The organism is Streptomyces panacea (assembly GCF_040560175.1).
Classification (GTDB): Bacteria; Actinomycetota; Actinomycetes; order Streptomycetales; family Streptomycetaceae; genus Streptomyces; species Streptomyces panacea.
This window is the reverse complement of record NZ_JARJHW010000114.1, coordinates 1-23,685: the sequence shown is the minus strand read 5'-3', so window position 1 is coordinate 23,685 and position 23,685 is coordinate 1. Positions and strand designations below refer to the sequence as shown.

Genomic DNA, 23,685 nt, shown 5'->3' with positions numbered 1-23,685 from the left:
CCACCACCGAGACGGCGCCGTTCCCGGACCTCACCGACGTACGGGCCGCCACATGCACCGGCAGCAGGCTCAGCCCCCAGCCGCCCGCGGCCACCGCCCCCTCGATGACCCCGGCGTGCTCGGGCGCCAGCGCGAGCCGCAGTACGGCCCACCACCAGAGCCCGCCCAGAGCGAGAACGGGCAGAAGGATCCGTCGCCGTGCCATGGCCGCCTCCTCAGACCGACGCTAGACCGGCCCGCGTATCCGGCGAAAGGGCGCACGGGAGGCGCGCACCGCGCATCCGCGACCCTCGCCGCGGCACACCACGCGAGACACCCGCACCCGGCTCACGCGCCCTACGCGCTCTCCGCCTGGAACATCCACCGATGCTTCTCGAGATCGGCCGTCAGGCCGATCAGGATGTCCTGGGTGATCGGGTCGGGCTCGTCGGTCACGCCGATCCGCTCGCGCATGCGGACGATCACCGCGCTGAGGGCGTCCACCAGCGTCCGTACGGCGTCCGTGTCCTTGATCCAGCCGCTGGGGACGGTGCCGATCGCACTCTGCGCCGCGACCGTCGCCGCGCGGCCGTCCGGGGTCACGCCGATCGCCGAGGCCCGCTCCGCCACGGTGTCGGAGTGCTGCCGCGCCGTGGTGACGACCTCGTCGAGCTGGAGGTGTACGGACCGGAAGCGCGGCCCGACGATGTTCCAGTGCACCTGCTTGGCCACCAGTGAGAGATCGAGCAGATCCACGAGCGCGCCCTGCAGCGCCTCGCCGACCAGCTTCAGATCCGCCTCGGGCAGTGAGCTCTTGACGACAGACATGGGGCATCCTCCAGTTCCGTTCACACGTACGCCCACCATGGCACAAGACCCCAAAAGGATCATTTCGGGGAAATCGGTGAATTTCTGGAACCGGAGCGACGCCCTGCCGAGCGAAGCGGGCAAAGCAGAAGCCCCGGCCGGTCACTGGGACCGTCCGGGGCTCAGGCCTCGGTCACGCCGACGGATCAAGCGGCGACGACATCCACCGCTTCCGCAGGCGCCTTGATGGTCACCCGCTCCGTCGGCACACCTGCCACCGACGTCACGGAGACGGAATTGAGCATCGGGCGTACCGCCGCGGGCACCGGCTCACTGGCCGCTGCCGACGCGGCCAGCTCGGCCAACGACAGTTCGTCGCTCACTTCGCGCATGAGCTCGGACATCCGTACGTCAAGCGCGTCGCAGATAGCGGAGAGCAGCTCGGAAGAAGCCTCCTTCTGCCCCCGCTCCACCTCGGAGAGATAGCCGAGCGAGACTCGGGCGGACGAGGAGACTTCGCGCAGAGTACGGCCCTGGCGCTGGCGCTGCCGACGCAGTACGTCACCAAGCAGGCGACGGAGCAGAATCATCGGTGGCTCCCTCCTCGGACCGCGTAGCCGCAACCTTCTCGCCCCACCGTACCGCCTCGCGCTGCGGCCGTGCGGGGAGCGATGTCGTGTTCACTCAGGGCTGCAAACATCAAGTCCCCCCGTTCCGTTCCGTATCCTGTGTCCGCCTGTTCCCGGTCAGTTCGCCGGAGAGCAGTTCCAGCACGCTCCGTACACTCTCTCTACGGATTTCCGCCCGGTCACCGTTCAACCGCAGTGCGGCCACTTTCTCGGCGCCGTGCGGACCGCTCACAGCCACGTAGACGGTGCCCACGGGCTGCCCGTCCTGTGGCTCGGGACCCGCGACCCCGGTGGTCGCGATGCCCCAGCCGGCGGCCAGTACGTCCCGTACGCCGACGGCCATCTGCCGCGCGACCTCGGGATCCACCGCGCCCCGCTCGGCCAGAAGTGTCCCGTCCACACCGAGGACATCGCGCTTGAGGTCCGTCGCGTACGCCGTGACTCCCCCGCGAAGCACCCGGGAAGCGCCGGGGACGGAGGTCAGTTCCGCGGCCACCAGACCCCCGGTCAGTGATTCGGCCACCGCCAGCGTCGTTCCTCGCTGTACGAGCAGATCCAGCACCCGGGCCGCGACCTCCTTCAGGAGAACGTCGTCGGCGGCCGCATCCTTCCCCGCGGTCGGCACGGTCGTCCCCGCACCGTCCTGCGCGCCGAGCGTCCCGGTCGCCCCCAAGGTCACGAAGCGCGCTCCGCCCGGTCGCGCTCGGCCGCCAGGCCCGACCTCCGTAGGACGATCGCCTGGCGCACGTAGTCCAGGCCGGTCAGCACGGTCAGCACGACCGCGACCGCCATCACCCAGAACCGCAGCGTCGCCAGCGGCCCCGTCAGCGCCAGCACGTACATGCCGACCGCCGTGCCCTGCGCCAGCGTCTTCATCTTGCCGCCGCGGCTGGCCGGGATGACCCCGTGCCGGATCACCCAGAACCGCATCAGCGTGATCCCGAGCTCGCGGAAGAGGATGACCCCGGTCACCCACCACGGCAGATCCCCGAGCGCGGAGAGACTGATCAGCCCCGCCGCCATGATCGCCTTGTCGGCGATCGGGTCGGCGATCTTCCCGAAGTCGGTGACCAGGTTGTACGTACGGGCCAGATGGCCGTCGAAGATGTCGGTGATCATGGCCACGGCGAACGCGGCCCACGCCCAGGCGCGCCAGGCCGGGTCGTACCCGCCGTCCTGGAGCAGCAGCGCCACGAAGGCCGGTACGAGCACCAGCCGCATCATGGTGAGGATGTTGGCGATGTTCCACACGCTGGCCTGGTTGACGGCCGCAGCCCCCAGCTTGCCGCCGGGCGCCGGCCTACCCTGGCCGCCCTCGGCCGATGCCGGGACTCCGGTCATCTGGCTGCCTCCTCGCCGGGGCTCCGGGGCTCGTCCCCCGTGAAGCCGCAGTACTCCGCCACCAGGTCCACGCCCTCGGTGCCGACCACCTTTGCCTCGACCATACGACCGGGACGCAGCCCCTCGCCCGACGTGAAGATCACCTGGCCGTCGGTCTCGGGCGCCTGGTGGGCCGCCCGGCCCACGGCGGGCTCCTCGGCGTCGTCCGAGGAGTCGGAGACGGACTCCACGAGCACCGTCAGGGTCTCCCCCAGGCGCTCCTCGGCCCGCTGGGACGTCAGCTCGTCGGCCAGCCGCGACAGACGCGCCAGCCGCTCGGCCACGACGTCCTCGTCCAGCTTGTGCTTGTACGTCGCCGCCTCGGTGCCGTCCTCGTCCGAGTAGCCGAACACACCGATGGCGTCGAGCCGCGCGCCGGTGAGGAACCGTTCCAGCTCGGCGAAGTCCGCCTCGGTCTCGCCCGGGAAGCCCACGATGAAGTTGGAGCGCACACCCGCCTGCGGGGCCTTGCCCCGGATCGTCTCCAGCAGTTCCAGGAAGCGGTCGGTGTCACCGAAGCGGCGCATCGCGCGCAGTACGGAGGGCGCGGAGTGCTGGAAGGACAGATCGAAGTACGGGGCGACGCCCGGCGTGGACGTCAGGACGTCGATGAGCCCGGGGCGCATCTCGGCGGGCTGGAGGTAGCTGACCCGTACGCGCTCGATCCCGTCGACCGCCGCGAGTTCGGGCAGCAGCGTCTCCAGGAGGCGGATGTCGCCGAGGTCTTTTCCGTAGGAGGTGTTGTTCTCGGAGACGAGCATGACCTCCTTCACCCCCTGCTCGGCCAGCCAGCGCGTCTCACCCAGCACGTCGGAGGGACGGCGCGAGATGAAGGAGCCGCGGAAGGAGGGGATGGCACAGAAGGTGCAGCGCCGGTCGCAGCCGGAGGCCAGCTTCACGGAGGCGACGGGGCTGTTGTCGAGACGTCGGCGCAGCGGGGCGCGCGGACCGGAGGCCGGCGCGAGCCCCTGCGGCAGGTCCGCGGGAGCGGGGATGACCGCCTCGGTAGGAGGAGGCGTCGTCCCGCCGCCGTGTCCGGGCAGGGCCACACCGGTGGCGCCCTGGCGGTCGGCCGGGCTCAGCGGGAGCAGCTTGCGCCGGTCGCGGGGTGTGTGCGAGGCGTGGATACCGCCGTTGAGGATGGTCTGGAGGCGGTCCGAGATGTCGGCGTAGTCGTCGAATCCGAGTACGCCGTCCGCTTCGGGGAGCGACTCCGCGAGTTCCTTGCCGTAGCGCTCGGCCATGCAGCCGACGGCGACGACGGCCTGGGTTCTGCCGTGATCCTTCAGATCGTTGGCTTCCAGCAGGGCATCGACGGAGTCCTTCTTGGCGGCTTCGACGAAGCCGCAGGTGTTGACGACGGCGACGTCCGCGTCGGCGGCTTCCTCGACGAGCTCCCAGCCGTCCGCTGCCAAGCGGCCTGCAAGCTCCTCCGAGTCCACCTCGTTACGGGCGCAGCCAAGCGTGACAAGGGCGACGGTACGGCGTTCGGGCATGGGCTCAAGACTACTTTGTCCTGGCCGCCCTCCTGCCGTGCAGGGTTGGCCGGCCCCTCCGGGGGCCGGGGGCCGCTCCCCGGCAGCCCCCGCGCGCCTCCCGGCGACCACTCCCCCGATGCCTGCCGGCGCCCGCGGATCCCGCCCGGCGCCGGCCGCGGCGTCAGCCCGCCTCGGGGTCACCCTTCGTGTACGACGGCCGCTCGACCTGGCCGGGCTTGAAGTCCTCGTCGACCTGCTTGCCGTTGACGAAGATGTCGATCACCCCGGCGTTGCCGAGGATGAAGTCGATCTGCTCGTCGTCCTGGAAGGTCTTGGACTCGCCCTTGAGGAGCAGTCCGTCGAAGATCAGTTCACCGTTGGGGGACTTGGCGGAGATCCAGCTCTTGTCCTCGACCGCGGAGAGCTTGACGGTCACCTTGTCGGCGGGGGCCGCGGCGATGGCGCTGTCGGACGGGTCGGGCTTCGGGTCGGCGGGCTTCGTGGTGCTCGGCTCGGAGGTCGTCTTCTCGGGCGCCGGGCCTTCGGCGATCTGCTTGCCCTGGCCCTCCTCCTCGGCACCGTTGAACATGGTGAAGCCGACGAAGCCGATCACCGCGACGATCGCGGCGACCATGGCCGCCGTCCAGTTGGGACGGCGGCGCTCCGGGCGGATGCGCTCCGCCTCGAACAGCGGGGCCGCGGGCGTCGGCGCCGGGCGCCCGCCGTGCTCGGAGTCGTACTGCCCGACGAGGGGCTCGGGGTCGATCCCGACGGAGTGCGCGAGCATGCGGATGTGGCCGCGCGCGTAGACGTCGCCGCCGCAGCGCGAGAAGTCGTCCTGCTCGATCGCTTGCACGATGGGAACGCGCACCCGCGTGGAGGCGCTGACCTCTTCGACGGTCAGACCGGCGGCGGCGCGTGCTTGCTGGAGGACGTGACCGACCGAAGGCTTGTCCTCTTCGGTCGCGGGCCGCTCGTCCTCAGCGGGGTCGACGGCGGAAGGCTGGTCGTCTTCGGGGGAGTTGCCGATGGACACGGGAGTGCCTTTCGAGCGTGTAGCCACCTGCTGGATGTTCAGTCTATGGGTGGTACGAAAGGGTGGGGCAACCGGGCGGACGCACTTTGTACGCCATCTGAATGGCCGGACGGCGTGTCGGCGGGACACCGAGGTGTCTCTCTCTCCACGTTGACGTCCGACCGGGGGAAAGGGTTGCTCCAGGTATCCCTCGGATCGCTTCAGGTTCCGTCAATTTCCGTCAGCTCCTTCGGGAGCGGGCCCACCGCGGATGACGGCGAGAACCCCGTCCAGCTCGTCTGCCTTCACCAGCACATCACGCGCCTTGGAACCCTCGCTCGGACCGACGATGTTCCGCGATTCCATCAGATCCATGAGCCTGCCCGCTTTGGCGAAACCCACGCGCAACTTGCGCTGAAGCATGGATGTCGAACCGAACTGTGTGGAGACCACCAACTCGGCCGCCTGGCACAGCAGATCGAGATCGTCGCCGATGTCCTCGTCGATCTGCTTCTTCTTGGCCGTGCCGACGACGACGTCCTCCCGGAAGACCGGCGCCATCTGGTCCTTGCAGTGCTGGACGACAGCCGCGACCTCGTCCTCCGTAACGAAGGCGCCCTGCATACGGGTCGGCTTGCTGGCGCCCATGGGGAGGAACAGCCCGTCGCCCTTGCCGATCAGCTTCTCGGCGCCCGGCTGGTCGAGGATGACCCGGCTGTCGGCGAGCGAGGAGGTCGCGAAGGCGAGCCGGGAGGGCACATTCGCCTTGATCAGACCAGTGACGACATCGACCGAGGGGCGCTGGGTGGCGAGCACCAGATGGATACCGGCGGCGCGGGCCAACTGGGTGATGCGGACGATCGCGTCCTCGACGTCGCGCGGCGCGACCATCATCAGGTCGGCCAGCTCGTCCACGATCACGAGCAGATACGGATAGGGCGTCAGCTCGCGCTCACTGCCCGCGGGGGCCTTGACCTTGCCCTTGCGTACGGCCTGGTTGAAATCGTCGATGTGGCGGTAGCCGTACGCCGCGAGGTCGTCGTACCGCAGATCCATCTCCCGCACGACCCACTGGAGCGCCTCGGCGGCCCGCTTGGGGTTGGTGATGATGGGCGTGATCAGGTGCGGGATGCCCTCGTACGCAGTGAGCTCGACCCGCTTGGGGTCGACGAGGACCATCCGGACGTCCTCCGGGGTCGCCCTGACCATCACCGAGGTGATCAGACAGTTGATGCAGGAGGACTTGCCGGATCCGGTGGCGCCGGCGACCAGCAGGTGCGGCATCTTGGAGAGGTTGGCCATCTCGTAGCCGCCCTCGACGTTCTTGCCGAGCGCGACGAGCATCGGGTGGTCGTCCTCGGCGGCGTCGGCGAGCCGCAGGACGTCGCCGAGGTTGACCATCTCCCGGTCGGAGTTCGGGATCTCGATACCGACGGCGGACTTGCCGGGGATGGGGCTGATGATCCGGACGTCGGGGCTGGCCACGGCGTAGGCGATGTTCTTGGTGAGCGCGGTGATGCGCTCGACCTTCACGGCCGGGCCGAGCTGGACCTCGTAGCGGGTGACGGTCGGCCCCCGGGTGAAGCCGGTGACGGTCGCGTCGACCTTGAACTCCATGAAGACGTTGGTCAGTGAGTCGACGACCACGTCGTTGGCGGCGCTGCGGGTCTTGCCAGGGCCGCCCCGTTCCAGCAGGTCCAGGGAGGGCAGGGAGTAGGTGATGTCGCCGGCGAGCTGAAGCTGCTCGGCGCGCGGAGGCAGCGGTCGGTCCTGCGCGGGTGGGGTCTTGGTCAGGTCGGCCACGGCGCCGGACGGCGACTGCGCCGCGGCGTCACGTGGCTCCGGCTCGCGCGCCGTGGGCACGGAGCGCTCCCCCGGCCCGGACGCCGACCCCGCGCCCGACCGGCTGCCGACCCCGCGCGTACGTTCCCCCGGCCGCGCCCTCGCCGCGTCCCGCGTGCGGTCGGCCGAGACGCCCTGGGTGAGGTCGGCGACGATCGGCGAGGGCGGCATCCCGTTGAGTACGGCTCCGTCCAGCGCGGCGGCGGCCGCCGCGGCCACGTCGACGGCGTCCATGGGCCGGTCGTGGCCGGGCTGCACCGACTGCCTTCGTGGGCGCCGGCGGCGGACCAGCGCCTCGGCCTCGGCCTGGTCGGGGTCGTAGTCCTCGGGCGCCGTGCCGCGCCGCGCCGTCGAGCGGCGCACCGGTGCGGGCAGGGCCTCACGCCACTGGTCGTCGTAGCGTTCGTCGTCGCTGTCGTACTCGTGCTCCAGGTACTCGTCGTCGCGGTCGGCCCGGGCGGGATCGAGGATGCCGAGCCGGACAGCGAGCTGCCGCAGCCGCTGCGGGATGGCGTTGACGGGCGTCGCCGTGACGACGAGCAGCCCGAAGACGGTGAGCAGGACCAGCATCGGTACGGCGAGCACCTCGCCCATGGCGAAGATCAGCGGCATGGAGGCGGACCAGCCGATGAGTCCGCCGGCGTCCTGCATCGCCTCCGTACCCGCGTCCCGGCCCGGGGAGCCGCAGGCGATGTGCACGAGCCCGAGGACGCCGATCACCAGCGCGGAGAGGCCGATGACGATGCGTCCGTTGGCCTCGGGCCGCTGCGGATAGAGGATCAGCCGGACGGCGACGGCACCCAGCAGTATCGGGACGAGCAGGTCGAGCCGGCCGAAGGCACCGGTGATCAGCATCTCGACGAGATCACCGACCGGGCCTCGCAGATTCGACCACGTACCGGCGGCGACGATCAGGCCGAGCGCGAGCAGCAGCAGCGCGACGCCGTCCTTGCGGTGCGCCGGGTCGAGCCCCTTCGCGCCCCGCCCTATACCGCGGAACATCGCGCCGACCGCGTGCGCGAGACCCAGCCAGAGGGCGCGTACGAGGCGGTAGACGCCGTTCGTCGGGGAGGGGGCGGGCTTGGGTGCCGGTTTGGCCGCGGACTTCTTCGCGGGAGCCTTCTTGGCCGGTGCCTTCTTCGTGGGTGCTGACTTCTTCGCCGCGGCCTTGACGGCGGGGGCCGCCTTCTTCGCGGCACCGCTCGGACGGCCGGCACGCGGTTTCGCGGTGCCCGCCGTGCCCTGGGAACCCTTGCCGGACGTACGTGAGGCCATGGGGGTGAGGTTACCGGTGTGAACCGCGACGGACACGTGTGCCCACTGCTTCACCCGTTCGTGTCGCCAGCCGTCGGCCGGAAACTGACGCGCTCTCAGCCCCCTTGGGGCCGGACCTCGGGACAGACCGGAACGGGCCGCCCACGGGCCTGTTGCAGCCCGGGACGTACCCGGTCAGTTCGGTGAGGGAAGCGGGGAGCCGCCTCCGCTGCCCGGCTCCAGGGCGTCAAGCGCCCGGCGGAGCCCGGTCAGTTTGCGCTCCAGATGTGCGGCCGTGGCGACGGCCACCGCGTCGGCGGACTCGTCGTCCAACTGCTTGGAGAGCGCTTCGGCCTGCTCCTCGACCGCGGCGAGTCTGGCGGACAGCTCGGCCAGGAGACCCGTCGGTTCCTTGACCTCGCCCGCTCCCGCGAGTTGAAGTCTGAGCAGTTCGGCCTGCTCCTTCAACTGACAGTTCTTCATGTACAGCTCGACGAAGACGGAGACCTTCGCACGCAGCACCCACGGGTCGAACGGCTTGGAGATGTAGTCCACCGCGCCGGCGGCGTAGCCCCGGAAGGTGTGGTGCGGACCGTGGTTGATGGCCGTGAGGAAGATGATCGGGATGTCCCGCGTCCGCTCACGCCTCTTGATGTGCGCGGCGGTCTCGAAACCGTCCATCCCCGGCATCTGGACGTCCAGCAGAATGACCGCGAAGTCGTCCGTCAGCAGCGCCTTGAGCGCTTCCTCCCCGGACGATGCCCGCACCAGCGTCTGATCGAGCGCGGAGAGAATGGCCTCCAACGCGAGCAGATTCTCCGGCCGGTCATCGACCAGGAGGATCTTGGCCTTCTGCACCATGGCCCGCCCTCCTCGCCCCGGCTGTGCACCGGGCGCCGCCCCAGGGGACGACTCCCTTACGCCGTCCGTCCTTGTGCCGGTCATGGTAGCCGCACCCCGCCTGTCGCCACACCCTGTCACCGCGATGTCACTGTGCACGTAGCAAAAACGTCACAGGAGCTCGGAAAGTTCCCCGATTACCTGTGGCCCACACCTGATCGGCCACAAGAACTCACCTTCTCCCACAGGTTCGCACAGCCGCCGGTCACTTCTGAAGCCACTCCCCGCATCACTTCTGTGTCACTTCTGATGCATCCACTGCTCCATCACTGACAGAAGGTGATCGGGATCGACCGGCTTTGTCACATAGTCAGATGCGCCCGAGTCGATCGCCTTCTCCCGGTCACCCTTCATCGCCTTCGCGGTGAGCGCGATGATCGGCAGCCCGGCGAACTGCGGCATCCTACGGATGGCCGTCGTCGTCGCGTATCCGTCCATCTCCGGCATCATGATGTCCATCAGCACCAGCGTCACGTCGTCGTGCTGCTCCAACACCTCGATACCCTCACGGCCGTTCTCGGCGTACAGCACCGACAGACCGTGCTGTTCGAGGACGCTGGTCAGCGCGAAGACGTTGCGGATGTCGTCGTCCACGATCAGCACCTTCTCTCCGCCGAACGAGAACGTACGCCGCTCCTCCGGAGCGTCCTGCGCGTCCGCAGCCCAGGACTCGTCCGCCCCCGAACCACCCGACGACCGCAGGCCGTTGGCCGTGCCCGCGGAGCCGTTCCCGGTGCCCGGCGACCCGGCCGACGGGCCCCCTGAGCGCCCGGTCGGCGAGTTCAGCTGCTCGGGACCGCCCAGGGCCTTGCGGCGGCGCCGGAACAGCGCGGCGGGCCCCGTACGGGCCTCCGAGGGGGCCGCGGGCCGGTCCAGCCGCGCCTGCTCCGGCGACAGCGCCGCGGAGTCGCTGTTGCCGCGCTGCGGGTCGATGCCCGGAGTCAGCTGCGGGTAGCCCTGCGGGGGCAGTTCACTGGCGTGCAGCGGCAGGTACAGCGTGAACGTCGAACCGCGGCCCGGCTCGCTCGCCGCGTGGATCTCGCCGCCGAGCAGCCGGGCGATCTCCCGGCTGATGGACAGGCCCAGACCCGTACCTCCGTACTTACGGCTCGTCGTACCGTCCGCCTGCTTGAACGCCTCGAAGATCACCCGCATCTTGCTCGCCGCGATCCCGATACCGGTGTCGGTGACCGAGAAGGCGATCAGATCGGCGTCCGCGTCACGCAGCGAACCGGCCTCCAGCAGCTGTTCCCTGATCGCGTTGGGCACATCCGCCCCGGCGGGCCGGATCACCAGCTCCACGGCGCCCGTGTCGGTGAACTTCACCGCGTTGGACAGCAGGTTGCGCAGCACCTGGAGCAGCCGCTGCTCGTCGGTGTGCAGCGTCGCCGGCAGCTCCGGCGAGACCCGTACGGAGAAATCGAGCCCCTTCTCCGCCGTCAGCGGCCGGAACGTCGCCTCGACATAGTCGACGAGCTGTACGAGCGCGATCCGCGTCGGGCTGACGTCCATCTTGCCCGCTTCGACCTTCGACAGATCGAGGATGTCGTTGATGAGCTGGAGCAGGTCCGAGCCCGCGCCGTGGATCGTCTCGGCGAACTCCACCTGCTTCGGAGAGAGATTCATCTCCGCGTTGTCCGCGAGCAGCTTCGCCAGGATCAGCAGCGAGTTCAGCGGCGTACGCAACTCGTGCGACATGTTCGCCAGGAACTCGGACTTGTAGCGCATCGACACCGCGAGCTGCTCGGCGCGCTCCTCCAGCACCTGCCGCGCCTCTTCGATCTCGGTGTTCTTCACCTCGATGTCGCGGTTCTGACGGGCCAGCAGCTCCGCCTTCTCCTCCAGCTCCGCGTTGGAGGACTGGAGGGCCTTCTGCCGGTTCTCCAGCTCCGCCGAGCGCTCCCGCAGCTGCTCGGTCAGCTCCTGCGACTGCTTGAGCAGCACCTCGGTCTTGGTGTTGACGCTGATGGTGTTGACGCTCGTCGCGATCATCTCGGCGATCTGGTTGAGGAAGTCGCGCTGGATCTGGGTGAAGGGCTGGAACGACGCCAGCTCGATCACGCCGAGGACCTTGCCCTCGAACAGCACCGGCAGCACGATCACGTACGCCGGTGACGCCTCGCCGAGCCCCGAGGAGATCTTGAGATAGCCCGGCGGCACGTTGACCTGGATCGTGCGCTTCTCCTCGGCGGCCGTACCGATGAGGGTCTCGCCGGGCCGGAAGGAAGTCGGCATCGAACCGGCCGAGTAGCCGTAACTGCCGCGCATGCACAGCTCGTACGAGCCGTCGCGCCCGCCGGCCGTCCCCAGCTCGGAGACGGTGCCGGTCGGCATGGCGAGGAAGAACGCGCCGTGCTGCGCCGCGACCACCGGCGTCAGCTCGCTCATGATCAACGACGCCACGTCGTCCAGGTCCCGGCGGCCCTGCATCAGACCGGAGATACGGGCCAGGTTGCCCTTGAGCCAGTCCTGCTCCTCGTTGGCGAGGGTGGTGTCGCGCAGGTTGGCGATCATGGTGTTGATGTTGTCCTGGAGGACCTGGATCTCGCCCGCCGCGTCGACGTCGATCTTCAGATTCAGATCGCCGCGGGTCACCGCGGTGGCGACGGCCGCGATCGCCCGCACCTGACGGGTCAGGTTGCCGGCCATCTCGTTCACCGACTCGGTGAGGTCGCGCCAGGTGCCGTCGACGTCCCTGACCCGGGCCTGGCCGCCCAACTGCCCGTCCGTGCCCACCTCGCGGGCCACCCGAGTGACCTGATCGGCGAACGAGGAGAGCTGGTCGACCATCGTGTTGATGGTGTTCTTCAGCTCCAGAATCTCACCGCGGGCGTCGATGTCGATCTTCTTGGTGAGATCGCCCTTCGCGATGGCGGTGGTGACCGTGGCGATCTGGCGCACCTGGCCCGTCAGGTTGGACGCCATCGAGTTCACCGACTCGGTCAGGTCCTTCCACGTCCCGGAGACACCCGGGACGCGCGCCTGGCCGCCCAACTCGCCCTCGGTGCCCACCTCGCGGGCCACCCGCGTCACCTCGTCGGCGAACGAGGACAGCGTCGTCACCATGATGTTGACGGTGTCGGCGAGTTCGGCGACCTCGCCGCGCGCCTCGACGGTGACCTTCTTGGTGAGGTCGCCGTTGGCGACGGCCGACGAGACCCGCGAGATGTTCCGCACCTGACTGGTGAGGTTGTTGGCCATCGTGTTGACGTTGTCGCTGAGGTCCTTCCAGATGCCGGTGACGCCACGCACCCGCGCCTGGCCGCCGAGGATGCCCTCGGTGCCCACCTCGCGGGCCACCCGGGTCACCTCGTCGGCGAAGTTCGACAACTGGTCGACCATCGTGTTGACGGTCGTGACGAGGTCGAGGATCTCGCCCTTGGCGTCGACGGTGATCTTCTTCGACAGGTCGCCCTTGGCGACGGCCGTCGTGACCTGGGCGATCTGCCGCACCTGGTCCGTCAGATTGCCCGCCATGAAGTTGACGGACTGGGTGAGGTCCTTCCAGGTGCCCGAGACACCCTGCACCTCGGCCTGACCGCCGAGCATGCCCTCCGTACCGACCTCGCGGGCGACGCGGGTCACCTGCTCCGCGAAGTTCGACAACTGGTCGACCATCGTGTTGAGGGTGTTCTTCAGTTCCAGGATCTCGCCGCGCGCGTCCACGTCGATCTTCTGTGACAGATCACCGCGCGCCACCGCCGTGGCGACCTGCGCGATGTTGCGGACCTGGGAGGTCAGGTTCCCCGCCATGCCGTTCACGGAGTCCGTCAGATCGCGCCAGACGCCGGCGACGCCCGGCACCTGGGCCTGACCGCCCAGCCTGCCGTCCGTGCCCACCTCGCGGGCCACGCGGGTCACCTGATCGGCGAAGGCCGAGAGCTGGTCGACCATCGTGTTGATGGTGTTCTTCAGCTCCAGAATCTCACCCCGGGCGTCCACGTCGATCTTCTGCGACAGATCACCGCGCGCCACCGCCGTGGTCACCTGGGCGATCTGCCGCACCTGGTCCGTCAAGTTGCCGGCCATGAAGTTGACGGAGTCGGTCAGCTCCTTCCACGTACCGGAGACGCCGTCCACCCGCGCCTGGCCGCCCAGCCTGCCCTCCGTACCCACGTCACGCGCCATCCGCGTCACCTGGTCGGCGAACGACGACAGCTGCGCCACCATCGTGTTGACGGTGTTCTTCAGTTCGAGCATCTCGCCGGCGACATCGACGGTCACCTTCTGAGAGAGATCGCCGTTCGCGACCGCCGTCGTCACCTGCGCGATGTCCCGCACCTGGCCGGTGAGGTTACGGAACGCGGTGTTGACCGAGTCGGTGAGGTCTTTCCACGTACCCGCCGCGCCCGGCACCTCGGCCTGGCCGCCCAGTTGGCCCTCGACGCCGACCTCACGGGCGACCCGCGTCACCTCGGAGCCGAACGAATTGAGCTGGCGCACCATCGTGTTGACGGTGTTCTTCAGTTCGAGCATCTCGCCCGCGACGTCGACGGTCACCTTCTGAGAAAGGTCACCGTTGGCGACCGCCGTCGTCACCTGCGCGATGTCCCGCACCTGGGTGGTCAGATTGCGGAAGACGGTGTTGACCGAGTCCGTCAGGTCCTTCCAGGTGCCCGCGGCGCCCGGCACCTGCGCCTGGCCGCCCAGCACACCCGAGCCGCCGACCTCGCTCGCCACCCGTGTCACCTCGTCGGCGAACGTACGCAGCGTCTCGGTCATCTGGTTGATCGTCTCGGCGAGCTGCGCGACCTCGCCACGCGCGCTCACCGTGACCTTCTGGGAAAGATCGCCGTTGGCGACGGCGGTGGTGACCTCGGCGATGCCACGCACCTGACTGGTCAGGTTGCCGGCCATCGTGTTCACCGAATCGGTGAGGTCCTTCCACACACCGGCCACGCCGGGCACGGTGGCCTGGCCACCGAGTTCACCCTCGGTGCCGACCTCGCGGGCCACCCGCGTCACCTCGGACGAGAACGACGACAGCTGGTCCACCATCGTGTTCACGGTGTTCTTCAGCTGAAGCATCTCGCCGGCCACGTGCACGGTGACCTTGCGCGACAGGTCACCCTTGGCGACGGCCGTCGTAACGAGAGCAATGTCACGTACCTGAGCCGTGAGCCGGTACGCCATCGTGTTGACGGAGTCCGTGAGGTCCTTCCACGAACCCGACATACCGCGCACCTTGGCCTGGCCGCCGAGCTTGCCCTCGGTACCGACCTCCAGCGCCACGCGCGTCACCTCGTCGGTGAACGCGGACAGCTGATCGACCAGGTTGTTGACGGTCCTGGCCACCTTCAGGAACTCGCCGCGCAGCGGGCGCTCCGTCCCCTCCGAGCCCTCGGTGAAGTGCGAACGCAGCTCCATCCGCTGCTCCAGGTCACCCTCGGCGACCGCCGACAGCACCCGCCCGACCTCGGACACGGGGCGCGCCAGGTCGTCCACCAGCGCGTTCGACGCGTCGATGGCGCTGGCCCAGGACCCCTCACAGGCGCCCGTCTCCAGCCGCTCCGTGAGCTTTCCCTCACGACCGACCATGCGCCGTACGCGGGCCAGCTCGCCCGTGAGGTGCAGATTCCGGTCCGCCACCTCGTTGAACACGGCGGAGATCTCCGCCATCACATCGTCACCGGAGACGGTCAGGCGTTTACGGAAGTTGCCGTCGCGCATCGCCACCAGGGCCGTCAGCAGTCTGCTCAGAGCCGCCGCATCGACCTCGATGGCCCCGTTCCGGGACCGTCCGCCTTTTGCGCGCGTGCTGTTGCCACGCGCCGCCACGCCAGACTCCACCGTGTCCCTCCCGCGGGGGTTGACCGTAATGACTGCTCAGACCTGTTACTCGGGCTGTCTCTGGAATCCTGCCCAGTGTTTCACCATGGCTGAACCTGGCGATAACAGTTCGGCAGCTTCGCATAGCGTCCCCACCCCCGGTAGGCGGAAACAGTGGCGACCGGCATCCACCCTCGCAGCGAAGGTAAGTAACCTGGCATCCGGCTGTCCAACCGTCCCGGTCTGCCCGGCGGGGGCGGTGTGGCGAACGTACTACCACCGGGCATCTGGAGGGCGGGGCCGCATCATGGCAGAGCCGGGCGTCGAGACGCGTACGAGGAGTTTTGTGATCACCGCGCGGGCGGCTGCCAGCTTCGACCCTGTCGGGCGGTCCGTCGCGACCGCCCGTGCCTTTGTCCGGGACACCCTCCAAGGATGGGGCTACTCCGACGTCGTCGACGACGCCGTGGTCCTCACCAGCGAACTCGTCACCAACGCCGTCATCCACGCCGGCACATCCGCGGACGTGCTCTGCCTCCGTACGGAGGACGCCGTCCGCGTCGAGGTCTCCGACCGCTATCCCGACCGTGAGATCCCCATGCAGGGCACGGGGTTGTCACTGGGCAGCCCCGACCGCGAGAACGGCCGCGGACTGCTCCTCTGCGCCGCCCTGGCCTCCTGCTGGGGCGTCGACTACACCTCGACGCACAAGCAGGTCTGGTTCCAGCTCGACCTGCCCGACCGCCCCGTGGGCGCCCGGTCCGCCGGCCCCGTCATCCCGAACGCGCTCCTCCCCGTCACCGACGAACGGGTCAGGGTCGCCGTCGTCCAGATCGACAGAACCGGCGCCGTCTTCACCTGGAACGAGGACGCGCAACACCTCTTCGGCTACCCCGCCGACCAGGTCATCGGCAAACCCCTCACCCACTTCGCCGCCTGGCCGCACACACCGGGCATCGGCACCGGCATCGCCGAGGCGCTGCTGCTGTCGCGCTGGGAGGGCAGTTACGGAATCCGGGGCAGCGACGGCAGAGTCATCCCCGTGTACGCCTCCCACCTCCGGGTGCGCGACACCGAGGGCGAGCCGTCCACCGTCTGCCTCCTCGTACGGGACGACGAACGCGCCGTCATCCAGACCCCGCAGCGCGTCCCCGCCACCGAGGCGGGCGTCGAGAGCCGCACCGTGGACCCCTTCGAGGTCTTCATCGGCTCACCGGCCCCCGAGGATCTCGACGGCCTGCTCCAGCGCACCGTGGAGCGCGCCCGCGACATGCTCGAAGGCGACTCCGCCTTCCTCCTGCTCGCCACCGACGACGAGACGGAGCTGGAGGTACGGGCCACCACCGGACTCCCCTCGGCCCGGCAGCGCTTCGCCCGCGTCCAGGTGGAGGCCGGCACGGGGCGGTACGGCTCCGCCCGTATGCCCGCGGTCCACGAAGACCTCGCGATCGTCCCCGGCGCCGTCCCGCTGCTCAACGGCACCGGCATGCGCTCCGTCGTCACCGTCCCGCTCAAGGTCGAGGGACGGCTCACCGGCTCGCTCGGCGTCGCCGCCGAATCGGCGGGCCGGTACTCCAACGAGGAGGCCCTGCGCCTCCAGTTCGCCGCCGACCGCATCGCGCTGGCCGTCGAGTCGGCGCGACTCGGCGAGCTCGAACGCCTCCGGCGCGGTTCGCTCTCCTTCCTCGTCGAAGCCTCCGACCTGCTGGCCGGCACCCTCGACCGGGACCAGACGCTCGCGCTGATGGCCCAGATGACGGTGCCGACCCTCGCGACGTGGTGCGCCGTCTACACCATCGCCGACCAGGCGTCGGACCCGTACCTCTCCTACGTGCTGCACGAGGACGAGGAGCGCATCGACGGCCTGAAGGCCCTGCTTTCCACGATCGATCCGCCCGAGCCGGTGCCCACTCCCGGCGCCCGCGTCTGGACCGGCCCGGCCGACGCCGCGCACCAGGCGGCGCTCCGTACGTCCATGAGGGAGCTGGGAGGGGCCTCCACGCCTGTCTCCTCCGGAATCGGCACAACGCTGGCGACGGCCGCCGCGGTGGGCGGAGAGACCGTCGTACTGCCTCTGGTCGCCCGTAACCGCGTGATCGGGATGCTCACCCTCGGCAAGCCGTCCGACGACCACTTCCGCCAGGAGATCCTGGAACTGGCCGAGGACCTGTCCCGCCGAGCGGCGCTCGCGCTCGACAACGCGCGTCTGTACTCGGAACGCATGGCGATCAGTCAGTCCCTCCAACGCAGCCTGCTGCCGCCGGAGTTGCCGCAGGTTCCGAACGTCGAGGTGGAGGTCATCTACCGCGCGGCGGGCGAAGGCAACGAGGTGGGCGGCGACTTCTACGACCTCTTCCCCATCCGTGACGGCGCGTACGGCTTCGCCATCGGCGACGTCTGCGGTACGGGCCCGGAGGCCGCGGCGGTGACCGGCCTCGCCCGGCACGCGCTCCGGCTCCTCGCCCGCGAGGGCTTCAGCGGCCCGGCGGTGCTGGAGCGCCTGAACGCGGCAATCCTCGACGAGGGCGCGCGCAGCCGCTTCCTGACGCTGCTGTACGGGGAGTTGTGGCCCCAGGAGGACGGCAGCGCCGTCCTGAAAGTTGTCTGTGCCGGCCACCCCCTGCCGCTGCGTCTGCGCCAGGACGGCACGGTGGAGGCGGCGGCGGACCCGCAGCCGCTGCTCGGCGTCATGGACGACCTGGAGCTGTACGAGCAGATGGTCACCCTCGACCCGGGCGACGTCCTGCTCTGTGTCACCGACGGCGTCACCGAACGCCGCGAGGGAACGCGGATGCTGGGCGACGACGGCCTCATCGACGTACTGACGGGCTGTACGGGCCTCACAGCCGGCGCCGTCGCGTCACGCGTGCTGCGAGCGGTCGAGAGGTTCGCGGCGGAGCCGGCGTCGGACGACATGGCGATCCTGGCGATGCGCGTGCCCGAGCCGCAGAAGAACTGACGGAACGTCCGGACGGCGACCACGGACAACGAAGAAGGGCCCCGCCTGATGGCGGGGCCCTTCTTCTTCGTGCTGGAGCCCCAATACGGAATCGAACCGTAGACCTTCTCCTTACCATGGAGACGCTCTACCGACTGAGCTATTGGGGCGCGGCAACAAGAGAGATCATACCCGAAGCGCCGCGTGCTGAAAACCTGGGACATGAACGCAGAAATGCCTCAACCCCCGGACAAGGTCCGGGGGTTGAGGCACAAAATTTGTTCGGCGGCGTCCTACTCTCCCACAGGGTCCCCCCTGCAGTACCATCGGCGCTGAAAGGCTTAGCTTCCGGGTTCGGAATGTAACCGGGCGTTTCCCTAACGCAATGACCACCGAAACACATTGAAACCACTGAACAACCGGGTGATGTCACAGATGTTCGTTGTTTCAGAACTGACACAGTGGACGCGAGCAACTGAGGACAAGCCCTCGGCCTATTAGTACCGGTCAACTCCACACCTCACGGTGCTTCCATATCCGGCCTATCAACCCAGTCGTCTACTGGGAGCCTTACCCCATCAAGTGGGTGGGAGTCCTCATCTCGAAGCAGGCTTCCCGCTTAGATGCTTTCAGCGGTTATCCCTCCCGAACGTAGCCAACCAGCCATGCCCTTGGCAGGACAACTGGCACACCAGAGGTTCGTCCGTCCCGGTCCTCTCGTACTAGGGACAGCCCTTCTCAAGACTCCTGCGCGCGCAGCGGATAGGGACCGAACTGTCTCACGACGTTCTAAACCCAGCTCGCGTACCGCTTTAATGGGCGAACAGCCCAACCCTTGGGACCGACTCCAGCCCCAGGATGCGACGAGCCGACATCGAGGTGCCAAACCATCCCGTCGATATGGACTCTTGGGGAAGATCAGCCTGTTATCCCCGGGGTACCTTTTATCCGTTGAGCGACGGCGCTTCCACAAGCCACCGCCGGATCACTAGTCCCGACTTTCGTCCCTGCTCGACCCGTCGGTCTCACAGTCAAGCTCCCTTGTGCACTTACACTCAACACCTGATTACCAACCAGGCTGAGGGAACCTTTGGGCGCCTCCGTTACTCTTTAGGAGGCAACCGCCCCAGTTAAACTACCCATCAGACACTGTCCCTGATCCGGATCACGGACCCAGGTTAGACATCCAGCACGACCAGAGTGGTATTTCAACGACGACTCCACCTGAACTGGCGTCCAAGCTTCAAAGTCTCCCACCTATCCTACACAAGCCGAACCGAACACCAATATCAAACTGTAGTAAAGGTCCCGGGGTCTTTCCGTCCTGCTGCGCGAAACGAGCATCTTTACTCGTAGTGCAATTTCACCGGGCCTATGGTTGAGACAGTCGAGAAGTCGTTACGCCATTCGTGCAGGTCGGAACTTACCCGACAAGGAATTTCGCTACCTTAGGATGGTTATAGTTACCACCGCCGTTTACTGGCGCTTAAGTTCTCAGCTTCGCCACACCGAAATGTGACTAACCGGTCCCCTTAACGTTCCAGCACCGGGCAGGCGTCAGTCCGTATACATCGCCTTACGGCTTCGCACGGACCTGTGTTTTTAGTAAACAGTCGCTTCTCGCTGGTCTCTGCGGCCACCCCCAGCTCACACTGCAAGAGTGATCACCGGAAATGGCCCCCCTTCTCCCGAAGTTACGGGGGCATTTTGCCGAGTTCCTTAACCATAGTTCACCCGAACGCCTCGGTATTCTCTACCTGACCACCTGAGTCGGTTTAGGGTACGGGCCGCCATGAAACTCGCTAGAGGCTTTTCTCGACAGCATAGGATCATCCACTTCACCACAATCGGCTCGGCATCAGGTCTCACCCTTAATGAGAGACGGATTTGCCTATCTCTCGGGCTACACCCTTACCCCGGGACAACCACCGCCCGGGCTGGACTACCTTCCTGCGTCACCCCATCGCTTGCCTACTACCACCTTGGACCGACGGCTCCACCACTTCCCTTTGCCCGAAGGCTCCAGGACGGCTTCACGGTCTTAGCATTAATGGATTCAACACTGGGCGTTTCAAAGCGGGTACCGGAATATCAACCGGTTGTCCATCGACTACGCCTGTCGGCCTCGCCTTAGGTCCCGACTTACCCTGGGCAGATCAGCTTGACCCAGGAACCCTTAGTCAATCGGCGCACACGTTTCCCACGTGTGTATCGCTACTCATGCCTGCATTCTCACTCGTGAACCGTCCACCCCTCGCTTCCGCGGAGGCTTCACCCGGCACACGACGCTCCCCTACCCATCCGTACGCCCGTTGGGGCTATATGCACGAATGACACGACTTCGGCGGTACGCTTGAGCCCCGCTACATTGTCGGCGCGGAATCACTTGACCAGTGAGCTATTACGCACTCTTTCAAGGGTGGCTGCTTCTAAGCCAACCTCCTGGTTGTCTCTGCGACTCCACATCCTTTCCCACTTAGCGTACGCTTAGGGGCCTTAGTCGATGCTCTGGGCTGTTTCCCTCTCGACCATGGAGCTTATCCCCCACAGTCTCACTGCCGCGCTCTCACTTACCGGCATTCGGAGTTTGGCTAAGGTCAGTAACCCGGTAGGGCCCATCGCCTATCCAGTGCTCTACCTCCGGCAAGAAACACACGACGCTGCACCTAAATGCATTTCGGGGAGAACCAGCTATCACGGAGTTTGATTGGCCTTTCACCCCTAACCACAGGTCATCCCCCAGGTTTTCAACCCTGGTGGGTTCGGTCCTCCACGACCTCTTACAGCCGCTTCAACCTGCCCATGGCTAGATCACTCCGCTTCGGGTCTTGAGCGCGCTACTGAATCGCCCTGTTCGGACTCGCTTTCGCTACGGCTTCCCCACACGGGTTAACCTCGCAACGCACCGCAAACTCGCAGGCTCATTCTTCAAAAGGCACGCAGTCACGACGCAAGGAACAAGTTCCTTGCGCGACGCTCCCACGGCTTGTAGGCACACGGTTTCAGGTACTATTTCACTCCGCTCCCGCGGTACTTTTCACCATTCCCTCACGGTACTATCCGCTATCGGTCACCAGGGAATATTTAGGCTTAGCGGGTGGTCCCGCCAGATTCACACGGGATTTCTCGGGCCCCGTGCTACTTGGGAAATACGCAAGAGAGCCGTACAGATTTCAGCTACGGGGGTCTTACCCTCTACGCCGGACCTTTCGCATGTCCTTCGCCTACCTGTACGGTTTCTGACTCTCCGACCAGCCGGCAGACTGATCAAGTGCACTCCCACAACCCCGCATGCGCAACCCCTGCCGGGTATCACACACATACGGTTTGGCCTCATCCGGTTTCGCTCGCCACTACTCCCGGAATCACGGTTGTTTTCTCTTCCTGAGGGTACTGAGATGTTTCACTTCCCCTCGTTCCCTCCACATACCCTATGTGTTCAGGTATGGGTGACAGCCCATGACGACTGCCGGGTTTCCCCATTCGGAAACCCCCGGATCAAAGCCTGGTTGACGGCTCCCCGGGGACTATCGTGGCCTCCCACGTCCTTCATCGGTTCCTGGTGCCAAGGCATCCACCGTGCGCCCTTAAAAACTTGGCCACAGATGCTCGCGTCCACTGTGCAGTTCTCAAACAACGACCAACCACCCGTCACCCCATCCACTAAGGACGAGTACACCGGGGCCGGCATCCCGAAGACACAAGCAGTAACTGCCCGTACCCTCAGACACCCAACAGCGCGCCCAGCACAGCCCTTCACCATCCCCCTTTCCACGCCGAAGCAGTACTTGGAGAACCATGAAAAACTGTGCCGAATAGTCAACGTTCCACCCATGAGCAACCAGCACCGGACAGTCGCCGGTGTTCTGGCCCCTGACCGGACCCCGAAGGAATCCGGTAAGAAGTGCTCCTTAGAAAGGAGGTGATCCAGCCGCACCTTCCGGTACGGCTACCTTGTTACGACTTCGTCCCAATCGCCAGTCCCACCTTCGACAGCTCCCTCCCACAAGGGGTTGGGCCACCGGCTTCGGGTGTTACCGACTTTCGTGACGTGACGGGCGGTGTGTACAAGGCCCGGGAACGTATTCACCGCAGCAATGCTGATCTGCGATTACTAGCAACTCCGACTTCATGGGGTCGAGTTGCAGACCCCAATCCGAACTGAGACCGGCTTTTTGAGATTCGCTCCACCTTGCGGTATCGCAGCTCATTGTACCGGCCATTGTAGCACGTGTGCAGCCCAAGACATAAGGGGCATGATGACTTGACGTCGTCCCCACCTTCCTCCGAGTTGACCCCGGCGGTCTCCTGTGAGTCCCCATCACCCCGAAGGGCATGCTGGCAACACAGAACAAGGGTTGCGCTCGTTGCGGGACTTAACCCAACATCTCACGACACGAGCTGACGACAGCCATGCACCACCTGTACACCGACCACAAGGGGGGCACCATCTCTGATGCTTTCCGGTGTATGTCAAGCCTTGGTAAGGTTCTTCGCGTTGCGTCGAATTAAGCCACATGCTCCGCTGCTTGTGCGGGCCCCCGTCAATTCCTTTGAGTTTTAGCCTTGCGGCCGTACTCCCCAGGCGGGGAACTTAATGCGTTAGCTGCGGCACCGACGACGTGGAATGTCGCCAACACCTAGTTCCCAACGTTTACGGCGTGGACTACCAGGGTATCTAATCCTGTTCGCTCCCCACGCTTTCGCTCCTCAGCGTCAGTAATGGCCCAGAGATCCGCCTTCGCCACCGGTGTTCCTCCTGATATCTGCGCATTTCACCGCTACACCAGGAATTCCGATCTCCCCTACCACACTCTAGTCTGCCCGTATCGAATGCAGACCCGGGGTTAAGCCCCGGGCTTTCACACCCGACGTGACAGACCGCCTACGAGCTCTTTACGCCCAATAATTCCGGACAACGCTTGCGCCCTACGTATTACCGCGGCTGCTGGCACGTAGTTAGCCGGCGCTTCTTCTGCAGGTACCGTCACTTTCGCTTCTTCCCTGCTGAAAGAGGTTTACAACCCGAAGGCCGTCATCCCTCACGCGGCGTCGCTGCATCAGGCTTTCGCCCATTGTGCAATATTCCCCACTGCTGCCTCCCGTAGGAGTCTGGGCCGTGTCTCAGTCCCAGTGTGGCCGGTCGCCCTCTCAGGCCGGCTACCCGTCGTCGCCTTGGTAGGCCATTACCCCACCAACAAGCTGATAGGCCGCGGGCTCATCCTGCACCGCCGGAGCTTTCAACCGTCCCCCATGAGGGGAACAGTGTCATCCGGTATTAGACCCCGTTTCCAGGGCTTGTCCCAGAGTGCAGGGCAGATTGCCCACGTGTTACTCACCCGTTCGCCACTAATCCACCCGAAGGCTTCATCGTTCGACTTGCATGTGTTAAGCACGCCGCCAGCGTTCGTCCTGAGCCAGGATCAAACTCTCCGTGAATGTTTTCCCGACCCGAAGGTCAGGTGGACACCACGAGAGCGGAACAACCGGTCGGAATAAGACCGGTCGTTCACAGCGTCCTCGCTGTGTTTCTATCAAAGGAACCTCAACCCAATCCACGAATGTGGACGAGGTCGGGGTATCAACATATTTGGCGTTGACTTTTGGCACGCTGTTGAGTTCTCAAGGAACGGACGCTTCCTTTGTACTCACCCTCTCGGGCTTTCCTCCGGGCTTCCCTTCGGTTCTTGCTGT

10 protein-coding genes, 1 tRNA gene, 3 rRNA genes and 1 pseudogene are annotated in these 23,685 nt (G+C 66.5%); 1 reads left to right on the top strand and 14 read right to left on the bottom strand.

From position 1 onward, the window contains the following. The 10 genes and pseudogenes from P3L51_RS24080 to P3L51_RS24035 all read right to left on the bottom strand — a co-directional run. Positions 1-205 (bottom strand): annotated as a pseudogene (locus P3L51_RS24080) (hypothetical protein); the annotation flags it as partial. A gap of 131 nt (positions 206-336) precedes the next feature. After that, positions 337-807 carry a Dps family protein gene (locus P3L51_RS24075; RefSeq protein WP_354607357.1) on the bottom strand — a complete coding sequence of 157 codons (471 nt, stop codon included), beginning with the start codon at positions 805-807 and terminating at the stop codon, positions 337-339. 185 nt (positions 808-992) lie between these two features. Further along, positions 993-1,376, bottom strand: a complete 384-nt coding sequence (locus tag P3L51_RS24070; RefSeq protein WP_354607356.1) for a helix-turn-helix domain-containing protein — start codon at positions 1,374-1,376, stop codon at positions 993-995. A gap of 109 nt (positions 1,377-1,485) precedes the next feature. Further along, positions 1,486-1,998, bottom strand: a complete 513-nt coding sequence (locus P3L51_RS24065) for a CinA family protein (protein WP_354607359.1) — start codon at positions 1,996-1,998, stop codon at positions 1,486-1,488. Positions 1,999-2,090: 92 nt separating this feature from the next. Beyond that, positions 2,091-2,756: a CDP-diacylglycerol--glycerol-3-phosphate 3-phosphatidyltransferase gene (gene pgsA / locus P3L51_RS24060; RefSeq protein WP_354607355.1), complete on the bottom strand. Its 666-nt coding sequence runs from the start codon at positions 2,754-2,756 to the stop codon at positions 2,091-2,093. After that, positions 2,753-4,291 carry a 30S ribosomal protein S12 methylthiotransferase RimO gene (rimO, locus tag P3L51_RS24055; protein ID WP_354607354.1) on the bottom strand — a complete coding sequence of 513 codons (1,539 nt, stop codon included), beginning with the start codon at positions 4,289-4,291 and terminating at the stop codon, positions 2,753-2,755. The genes pgsA and rimO overlap by 4 nt, the downstream gene beginning before the upstream one ends. A gap of 163 nt (positions 4,292-4,454) precedes the next feature. Further along, a complete protein-coding gene (locus P3L51_RS24050; RefSeq protein ID WP_435594512.1) occupies positions 4,455-5,309 on the bottom strand; it encodes a helix-turn-helix domain-containing protein in 855 nt (284 codons plus the stop codon). Between the two features lie 210 nt (positions 5,310-5,519). After that, a complete protein-coding gene (locus P3L51_RS24045; protein WP_354607353.1) occupies positions 5,520-8,405 on the bottom strand; it encodes a DNA translocase FtsK in 2,886 nt (961 codons plus the stop codon). Positions 8,406-8,579: 174 nt separating this feature from the next. Further along, entirely contained in the window at positions 8,580-9,245 is a 666-nt protein-coding gene (locus P3L51_RS24040) for a response regulator (protein WP_354607352.1), read from the bottom strand. A 279-nt stretch (positions 9,246-9,524) separates the two neighbouring features. Further along, complete coding sequence (locus P3L51_RS24035; protein ID WP_354607351.1) at positions 9,525-15,074, bottom strand: HAMP domain-containing protein; 5,550 nt, start codon at positions 15,072-15,074, stop codon at positions 9,525-9,527. A 286-nt stretch (positions 15,075-15,360) separates the two neighbouring features. On the opposite strand from P3L51_RS24035, the gene P3L51_RS24030 reads away from it, so the two are divergent. Continuing rightward, positions 15,361-18,012, top strand: a complete 2,652-nt coding sequence (locus P3L51_RS24030; RefSeq protein ID WP_354607350.1) for a SpoIIE family protein phosphatase — start codon at positions 15,361-15,363, stop codon at positions 18,010-18,012. A 73-nt stretch (positions 18,013-18,085) separates the two neighbouring features. Here the strand turns inward: P3L51_RS24030 and P3L51_RS24025 are convergent. The 4 genes from P3L51_RS24025 to P3L51_RS24010 form a co-directional block, all read right to left on the bottom strand. After that, positions 18,086-18,161: transfer RNA gene (locus P3L51_RS24025), tRNA-Thr, on the bottom strand. Positions 18,162-18,271: 110 nt separating this feature from the next. Then, positions 18,272-18,388 (bottom strand): 5S ribosomal RNA (gene rrf, locus P3L51_RS24020). A gap of 80 nt (positions 18,389-18,468) precedes the next feature. Beyond that, positions 18,469-21,592 (bottom strand): 23S ribosomal RNA (locus tag P3L51_RS24015). A 314-nt stretch (positions 21,593-21,906) separates the two neighbouring features. Beyond that, a 16S ribosomal RNA gene (locus P3L51_RS24010) occupies positions 21,907-23,430 on the bottom strand. The 16S, 23S and 5S rRNA genes sit together here with 1 tRNA gene alongside, the layout of an rRNA operon. Positions 23,431-23,685: the final 255 nt, after the last annotated feature.

Coding starts and splice junctions, on each gene's coding strand:
- P3L51_RS24075 (WP_354607357.1), bottom strand. CDS start 807: ATGTCTGTCGTCAAGAGCTCACTGCCCGAGGCGGATCTGAAGCTGGTC.
- P3L51_RS24070 (WP_354607356.1), bottom strand. CDS start 1,376: ATGATTCTGCTCCGTCGCCTGCTTGGTGACGTACTGCGTCGGCAGCGC.
- pgsA (WP_354607355.1), bottom strand. CDS start 2,756: ATGACCGGAGTCCCGGCATCGGCCGAGGGCGGCCAGGGTAGGCCGGCG.
- rimO (WP_354607354.1), bottom strand. CDS start 4,291: ATGCCCGAACGCCGTACCGTCGCCCTTGTCACGCTTGGCTGCGCCCGT.
- P3L51_RS24045 (WP_354607353.1), bottom strand. CDS start 8,405: ATGGCCTCACGTACGTCCGGCAAGGGTTCCCAGGGCACGGCGGGCACC.
- P3L51_RS24040 (WP_354607352.1), bottom strand. CDS start 9,245: ATGGTGCAGAAGGCCAAGATCCTCCTGGTCGATGACCGGCCGGAGAAT.
- P3L51_RS24030 (WP_354607350.1), top strand. CDS start 15,361: ATGGCAGAGCCGGGCGTCGAGACGCGTACGAGGAGTTTTGTGATCACC.